The sequence below is a fragment of the Micromonospora sp. SL1-18 genome, from assembly GCF_047921505.1.
Taxonomy (GTDB): Bacteria; Actinomycetota; Actinomycetes; order Mycobacteriales; family Micromonosporaceae; genus Micromonospora.
This window is the reverse complement of the sequence record NZ_JBLROA010000139.1, coordinates 1-5,119: the sequence shown is the minus strand read 5'-3', so window position 1 is coordinate 5,119 and position 5,119 is coordinate 1. Positions and strand designations below refer to the sequence as shown.

Sequence of the window (5,119 nt, the reverse complement as noted above, 5' to 3'; positions counted from 1 at the left end):
GCCGCCGGCCACGGTTCCCAGCCGACGCCCAGACGCGCAAGCAGGTCACCGACCGGTTCCTGGCGGCCCTGCTCGGCGGCGACCTGAACGCCTTCCTGGAACTGCTGGCACCCGAGGTCACGGTGTGGACCGACGGCGGAGGCAAGGCCCGGATGGCCGGTCTGCGCGGCGTACACGCGCGCGACAAGGTGGCCCGGATGCTCGCGGCCGGCAGCTTCCACCCGCGGCCCGGCGTTGACGCCGTGTACCGCAACGCAAACGGCGACCTGGCGGTCGTGCTGCGGTCCGAGGGTGTGCCGTTCGCGGTGCTCGTCCTCGACATCGCGCCGGAGGACGGTGCTGTCACCGGCGTATACGCCCTTACCAACCCCGACAAGCTGACCCACGTCAGCTGAGCTTTTCGGAGGCGACGCCCATGCCTCAGCTGTCAGCCGGCCACACGATCGCGCCACGAGTACTGACCACGATCCGCTCCGAGGCCGTACCGATCCCCGATCCAGAACGGCTCGTCCACCTGCAGTTCCGCCGGTACGCGGGATGCCCGGTCTGCAACCTCCACCTACGTTCCGTGGCCCGCCGCCACGCCGACATCCGGGCCGCGGGAATTCACGAGGTGGCCGTGTTCCACTCGCCGGCCGAAGACATGCTGCCGCATCAGGCCGACCTGCCGTTCGCGGTGGTCGCCGACCCTCAGCGGCTGCTCTACGCCGAATTCGGCGTCGAGGCGTCGCGCCGCGCGGTAACAGACCCGCGCGCTTGGACCACGCCGCTCAAGCCGAGGGTGTACCCGATGGTGCTGCGCGGCCTGCGCAACGGCGGCTCACCCGGCCCTCGGCACGGCGAGACGGTGCTCGGCCTGCCCGCGGATTTCCTGATCGACCCGGCCGGTCGAGTGGTTGCCGTCAGGTACGGCCGGCACGCCAACGACCAGTGGTCCGTGGACGAATTGATCGAGCTGGCGTTGCCAGCGGTTGGCTCCTGATCTCAGGGGCTTGGCGTCAACCTACGAGAAGGAGCGTGAAACGTCGTAGGCCCAATTGCCGTCCGGACCTGCGCCGTGTCCCGATGACCGGCCGAGAGGCGGCGAGCGGCAGCAGCCGGTCCAGACGTGCCCTGCCGCTGAGATTGATCGCTGAGATGTCAGTGCTCATTGCTCATCAAGCTGTCAGCGGTTGCTCGGTTGGTGTCAGTGCCGTGCGTGGGGACTCGCTGGTCAGAGCGGCAGGTATTCGCGGATCTTGCCGCGGACGTGCGGACGGGCCTGACCGAGGAGGGTGGGGAACTGCTCGGCGAGCTGGACGTCGGTGAGCGGTTTGGTGAGGGGCGCGTCGACGTACCCGCGGCCGTCCTCGTGCCAGGTGCCGCCGGGTTTGACGGCGCGGACGCGGGTGACGGCGCCGTTGACGACGTAGACGAATGTCGGTTCTCTCTGATCTTTTCAGTGACCGGCGCTTCTGACCTGGGCTGTGAATCTCTCGGTGAGCCTGTGCCGCCCGGTTTCGGCCGCTCAACTTTTCAGTACGCACACCCCAGGCTGGTTGCTGTCCTGAGCGCAAAGCAGCCCCGGTGGTGACAGCTTGTGCTGTCAGGCGAGGCACCTCCGAGCCTTCAATCGCCCGCGAGCCGGCCAGCGGATTCAGCGAGACCTACAGGAACGGGCGGGCAGCAATCGTGACGTTATCTAGATAATCAAGTCCTCGGACGAAGAACAAGACTTGATCTTGTAGCGCGGGGGTTCCACGCTGTGACACATGAAATGGGACCCCTTCACCACGCTCCAACGCGCCCTGTGGATCGGAGGCGGCCAGTGGGCCGGGAAATCCACTGTCGCCGGCATTCTCGCTGAGCGGTACGGCCTCACCCATTACCACTACGACTACCACGATGCTCGCGGTCATGATGATCGGCGGATAGCACAGCGCGTCCGTCGCGGCGAGTCCCCAACCGGACCGGACTGGGAGGCAGTCTGGATCCAAGCAACGCCAGAAGAGATGGCCGATCGGGTCATCGCCGACTTCCCGGACCGTTTCCAGTGGGTGCAAGACGACCTGCGTGCCCTCGTCTCCCCTCGGCCCATTCTTGCAGAGGGCTGGGGTCTACGCCCAGAACTGGTCGCCCCGGTCGCCGGCTCTATCGGCAGGATGGTGGTCATGGTCGCGACCGAGGAGTTCCGGCAACGCCAGGTCGCCCGGCTACCCCGCGCAGGCGCCATCGGTCATCAGGTCAGCGACCCGCAACTCGCTCAACGCAACCGCGTCGAGCGGGATCGGTTGATCGCCGCAGACGCGGTCCGCAACGCGCATCGATTGGGGGTCCGCGTCATCGAGGTCGACGGATCCCGTGACGCCGAAGCCGTGGCCGACCTAGTGGCCGAGCACTTCGCGCCGTTCCTGCCCGAGTAGCCTTGAACGTATAACTCGCAGGTCGCTCGCTGGCGAGGAGACGGCGTCGATCCGGGCGGGTCACTGAAGGTCTAGTCTGTACGGCGTTGCGGGGCACTTGAAGCAGGCGAAGATGCGAAGGCTGCCGCGCCGGCCAACCGTGATACCGGTTGGCTCGTTGACGGCCCTCCACTCGGGGCCGGCCCACGACGGCTGCAGGTGGGATTCCTCCACCGGCAGCCAGCTCCCAGCATCGGATTCGCTGGAGCTGATGGTAAGCAGCAGGTCCATGCGCTGGCGGCAGGTAGGGCAGTCCATCGGCCGCAGATCGGATACTTCCCAGTTTGCGTATCCGCCGACCTTCCACCCCGGCGCTTGTGACACGGAGAAGTAGGTCTCCTCACCAAGCTGACGGCTGTCGTCCCACCGCCGGATCCGTTGGCCCAACTCCGCCGGTAGCTCCTGCCACCAGGGATACTCGATGACCTGTTCCGGGTGTAGGACGCACGGACGGGGCAGATAGTCCCCGGCGACAGTGGGCGGCGGCGGTGCCGGCAGCACGTTGGTGACGCCGCTCGCCGTGCGCCACCGCAGTTGGACTGCCGGTCCCGCGTAGTCCCCGTTGCGGTGCTGATTCGGGCACCACAGCACCTGCAACAGATCGGCGTCATCGGGACAGCGCAGATCCGCAACATCGACAGCGTGCAGCTGGGCCACCGCCACCATCGGGCTCGGTGTCGGCTCGGACACGGTCACGGAGCCGATCGCGACCGAGCCCTGGTCCGTGGTCATCGTGCCGGCGAAGCCGGGAACTTCCCGAGCCAGTTGCTGCATCGCGGCCCAGTCTCCCGCCTGCATCCGGGCGACGAGGTCCGGCGCAATCGGGGTCTCCTGGCGAACAGCATGCGGCCCTGCGCAGACTGGCCACGGCTCATCGGCGGGCCACAACAACGTCCCGCCGACGTGGCTTCGTCCCACATCGGGGTCGCCGGGCCGCGGATGCAGCCGCGTGGCGGTTCGCGCAAACGCGTCAACGCCGGGGAACAACTCACCGAGATCCAGCGGCCGCTCAGGGGTTGTCCGGGTCATCACCGGCGCGAGCCTAGCGGGAGAACCCACGCCGCGCCTTCCCTCGGATCACCCGGGCTCACGCTACTGATCGACGGCGGCGACCGTCCTCCGCGTGCCAGGCATCGCCCAACGCCCTTAAAATGCCGCCGATCGAGCGTTACTGTCGGTAGTCGGCTGGCGGATCTGAGAACGCCCGGACTTGCCGAAGAGAGTGCTTTGCCCCTGCTCCGTGGCAAGTACCATGTGCCGATGCCAATCGACCTCTACGCAGGCATCTCGGTCGGCGACTATCCCGCCGCCCTGGCGTGGTACGAGAAGCTCCTCGGCGCTCCGCCGTCCTATGTGGCCAGTGATGCGGAAGCCGTGTGGGAGCTGGCCGAGCATCGGTCAATCTTCATCGAGCACCGACCCACACATGCAGGCCACACGCTGCTCACCATCTTCGTGGACGACCTCGATGCGTTCATCGCCGCTGCCGCGGACCGCGGGGTCGAGCCGGCAAAGCGGGAGACGTACCCCAACGGCGTACGCAAAGCGGACTTCTACGACCCGGACGGCAACGAGTTGAGCTTCGGCGACGCACCGCTCTGACGCATCCTCCGGCGACCTCGACCTTTGGTACGGCGCCCTCATCTGCCGCCGGCCGGGCGCCAGGGGCCGCACCTGCGAGGCCTACAAGTCAGCCGACCGCTCGTGTCGATGTCCGCTAGTTGCTCCTGGGCGACGGTCTGGAATGCTTCGCCCATGCCTTCCTACCCGCCTACCTTCGCCGACCATGTCGTCGCACAGCCAGCCCGTGCCCAGTTCGATGCGTTCCTCGACGAGCACCGCGGCGCGCTCAATGGCTGCTTGGACGGGCTGACAGAGGAACAGGTGCGCCGATCGTTGGTGGCCTCCCGGACCACGCTGCTGGGTCTTGTGAAGCACGCGACTTTCGTCGAGAAGGTCTGGTTTGACGAAGCCGTCACGTGCCGGTCGCGCGCCGAGACCGGCATCCCTGCGACGTCAGATGAGTCGTTCATCCTCGATGACGACGACACGATCGCCACCGTCCAGCACGCACACCGCGAAGCCTGCGAAGCATCACGCCATGCGACGTCATCCCTGGGTCTGGACGACATCCTTCACGGACACCGGCGGGGTCCGCTTCCGCTGCGGTGGGTGTATCTCCACGTGCTGCGCGAGCTCGCCCAGCACTGTGGGCACGCAGACATTCTTCGAGAGCAGCTCATCAACGAGTAATGCGCGGGCGTCCGCTCACTGCGCCGACCGGGCGCGTCGACGCTTTACGGATGGTGAAGCCGGCGCAATCGGCTCACCGCTGGAGGGTCGATCGGTGCGAGCTTGGGAGGCAAGGGGGCAAGTCAGCTTCTCCGTACCGTGGTCCCGGCTCGAATCGCCCGCGGGATCTCGGCGACATCGTCGACACGATCCAGCAGCACGGCAAGTTCCTCGACGGACGCGGGTGAGCTCAGCTCGACCTGGTAGGTGATGCCGCTCGATATCCACGTCTGCGTGTCGAAACCACCGTCAGCCGATACACGTACCCCGTCGATGCGGATGCCGAGTTTGCCTGCCTCCCGGTATATGTCGTTCAGGACGCAACCAGCCGCAGCTAGGTGCAACAGGTGGGCCCCGGTGAATTCCGCCTCGACCGTGACGCCCTC

Annotated in this window: 6 protein-coding genes and 1 pseudogene; 5 read left to right on the top strand and 2 right to left on the bottom strand. The window is 66.9% G+C overall.

Annotation, left to right across the window (positions count from 1 at the left end; translation table 11 throughout):
* The 3 genes and pseudogenes from ACNAW0_RS29915 to ACNAW0_RS29905 form a co-directional block, all read left to right on the top strand.
* A pseudogene (locus tag ACNAW0_RS29915) lies at positions 1-395 on the top strand (RNA polymerase subunit sigma-24); the annotation flags it as partial.
* A gap of 20 nt (positions 396-415) precedes the next feature.
* Positions 416-982, top strand: coding sequence for a peroxiredoxin-like family protein (locus ACNAW0_RS29910; RefSeq protein WP_416291393.1), 567 nt, complete (start codon positions 416-418; stop codon positions 980-982).
* A gap of 769 nt (positions 983-1,751) precedes the next feature.
* Positions 1,752-2,402: a hypothetical protein gene (locus ACNAW0_RS29905; protein ID WP_416291392.1), complete on the top strand. Its 651-nt coding sequence runs from the start codon at positions 1,752-1,754 to the stop codon at positions 2,400-2,402.
* A gap of 60 nt (positions 2,403-2,462) precedes the next feature.
* On the opposite strand, the gene ACNAW0_RS29900 is transcribed toward ACNAW0_RS29905, so the two are convergent.
* Positions 2,463-3,473 (bottom strand): hypothetical protein, encoded by a 1,011-nt coding sequence (locus ACNAW0_RS29900; protein ID WP_416291391.1) that lies wholly within the window; start codon positions 3,471-3,473, stop codon positions 2,463-2,465.
* A gap of 228 nt (positions 3,474-3,701) precedes the next feature.
* On the opposite strand from ACNAW0_RS29900, the gene ACNAW0_RS29895 reads away from it, so the two are divergent.
* Both ACNAW0_RS29895 and ACNAW0_RS29890 read left to right on the top strand, forming a co-directional pair.
* A complete protein-coding gene (locus ACNAW0_RS29895; protein ID WP_416291390.1) occupies positions 3,702-4,043 on the top strand; it encodes a VOC family protein in 342 nt (113 codons plus the stop codon).
* Between the two features lie 153 nt (positions 4,044-4,196).
* Positions 4,197-4,694: a DinB family protein gene (locus ACNAW0_RS29890; RefSeq protein ID WP_416291389.1), complete on the top strand. Its 498-nt coding sequence runs from the start codon at positions 4,197-4,199 to the stop codon at positions 4,692-4,694.
* A 122-nt stretch (positions 4,695-4,816) separates the two neighbouring features.
* Here the strand turns inward: ACNAW0_RS29890 and ACNAW0_RS29885 are convergent.
* Positions 4,817-5,119, bottom strand: a 303-nt coding sequence (locus tag ACNAW0_RS29885; protein ID WP_416291388.1) for an OsmC family protein, incomplete at its 5' end; no start/stop codon positions are given.

Bases quoted from the DNA above. Each gene is read 5' to 3' on its own strand.
- ACNAW0_RS29910 (WP_416291393.1), top strand. From the start codon at position 416: ATGCCTCAGCTGTCAGCCGGCCACACGATCGCGCCACGAGTACTGACC.
- ACNAW0_RS29905 (WP_416291392.1), top strand. From the start codon at position 1,752: ATGAAATGGGACCCCTTCACCACGCTCCAACGCGCCCTGTGGATCGGA.
- ACNAW0_RS29895 (WP_416291390.1), top strand. From the start codon at position 3,702: ATGCCAATCGACCTCTACGCAGGCATCTCGGTCGGCGACTATCCCGCC.
- ACNAW0_RS29890 (WP_416291389.1), top strand. From the start codon at position 4,197: ATGCCTTCCTACCCGCCTACCTTCGCCGACCATGTCGTCGCACAGCCA.